Origin of the sequence: Streptomyces sp. SID14436, assembly GCF_010548465.1 — a bacterium.
Classification (GTDB): Bacteria; Actinomycetota; Actinomycetes; order Streptomycetales; family Streptomycetaceae; genus Streptomyces.
On record NZ_JAAGMD010000197.1, the window covers coordinates 1 to 1,808 of the forward strand.

General features: G+C 74.6%; 1 protein-coding gene and 1 pseudogene. Both read right to left on the reverse strand.

The genetic code is table 11. The annotated features are described in order from the left end of the window. Positions 1–389: pseudogene (locus G3I53_RS07155) on the reverse strand (hypothetical protein); the annotation flags it as partial. Between the two features lie 9 nt (positions 390–398). After that, positions 399–1,607, reverse strand: coding sequence for an AAA family ATPase (locus G3I53_RS07160; RefSeq protein WP_239063633.1), 1,209 nt, complete (start codon positions 1,605–1,607; stop codon positions 399–401). Positions 1,608–1,808 lie beyond the last annotated feature (201 nt).

Consider the following 1,808-nt stretch of genomic DNA (forward strand, 5'->3'; position numbering starts at 1 on the left):
GTCTCTCGGTGCAGGGCGGCGAACTCCGGTGCGTCCGTCAGCGCGGTGACGATGCGGTGGTTGACGCGGTGGGAGGGCGCCATCGCGGCGGGCTCGCGCAGGCGGGGGGCGGGCAGGTAGGCGGCCAGGAACACGTCGGCGAGGAGGTCGTCGGTGAGGTCGCCGGGGTGGCGGGCGCCGGGGTGGCGGGTGCCGGGGTGGCGGGCGGCGAGCTCGGCGGCCAGTTCCCGCAGGGCGGCGGACTGCGCGTGGACGTCCTCCCAGGCGGCCCGGTCGAACGGGTCCGCGACCACGGCCGCGGTGTGCCGCTCGGCAACGGCGGCGGACCGGGCCAGCCACTGCGCGGACCGGCGCGTCAGCTCGTCCAGCGGGCGAGGTGTCCCGTTCACGGTGCCGCCTCAGAGCTGCTGGGCCTGCACCATGCTCGCGTCCACACCGAGGGCCTCGGTGAGCACGCGGGCACGGACGGCGCGCTGCCGGCCGGTGACCCGGTCGATGGTGGCGGTGGAACGGCCGGCGGCCGTCGCCTCCCGCCGCAGCTGCTCCAGCCGCTTGCCCGCGGTGGCGAGCCTGCCGTGGGCGTGGGTGATGACCCACTCACTCAGCGCTTCGCGGGATTGTCCCGCCATCGCGTCGAGCTGTGTCTCCAGCTCCTCGATGGTGTCGGCCAGGTCGAGGGCCTCCTTGGCGTCCGGGTTGACCAGGTGCAGCACCTCCCGCTCCACGACGGGGCGCTGGGCGGGGGAGTCCCACAGGACGTGGGTGAGCACCGGCAGGTCGCCCTCGCCGGCCTCGGCCCGCCCGTCGAGGAACGCGGACGCCTGGAGCAGCCGCACCGACTGCCGCCACCGGCGGTCGGAGGCGACGAGTTCCTTGCGGCGCAGGGCGGCCCGCAGCGTCACCACCGCGTCCACGACGGGGTCGGGCACGCCCACGGCCGGGACCGCCTCGGTGACCGCCTGCTGCAGCGCGGCCAGCTCGACGGTCGTGCGGGTGCGCCCCTCGGGGCGGTGCACGGCGGAGCGGACCAGTGCGGCGAAGTTCGACGGGTCCTCCAGGTAGCCCACCTCGATCCGCACCAGCAGGCGGTCGTAGATCGCGGCGGAGTCCTCACCGGAGGGCAGTTCGTTGCTGGCCGTGATGGCTCCGATGAGGGGGCAGTGGATCGGCGCGCCGCCGTTCTCGGGGTGGTAGATCCGCTCGTTGAGGAAGCCCAGGGTCTCGTTCAGGGCCGCCGTCGAGCACTTGAAGATCTCGTCGATGAAGGCGATGTGGGCCGTGGTGGCCCGCCCGTCGAAGACCTGCCGGTACTCGCCCCGGGCCAGCGCGGCCACGTCGATGGGGCCGAACATCCTCGTCGGCGCGGTGAACTTCGACAGCAGGATCTCCCAGTAGGCGGCGCCCTCGATCCGGCCCGTCAGTTCCCGCGCCAGCTCCGACTTCGCCGTCCCGGGCGGGCCGAGCACCAGCGAGTGCTGCCCCGCCAGCAGGGTCACCATCAGCGTCCGTACGACGTCGGCCCGCTCGTAGAAACGCTCCGCCAGCTCGTCGCAGACCGCGCGCAGCCTCCGGGCCACCTCCTGCGCGTCCATCTCGCTCTGCCCCATTCCTCGCCCGCCCCGAACCGTCCGGAAACGCTATCGGGCAGGACGCGACGACGGGACAGGGCGGTTGCCCGGCCCCGACACGGCAGTGCGACGGCGCGACGGCACGACGGACACCACGGCACGGCGCCCGCGCTTCGAGCGCGGGCGCCGTGCCGTGGCGTCGCCGTGCATGGCGCCCGGTCCGCGCGTCGCTGCGGGTGC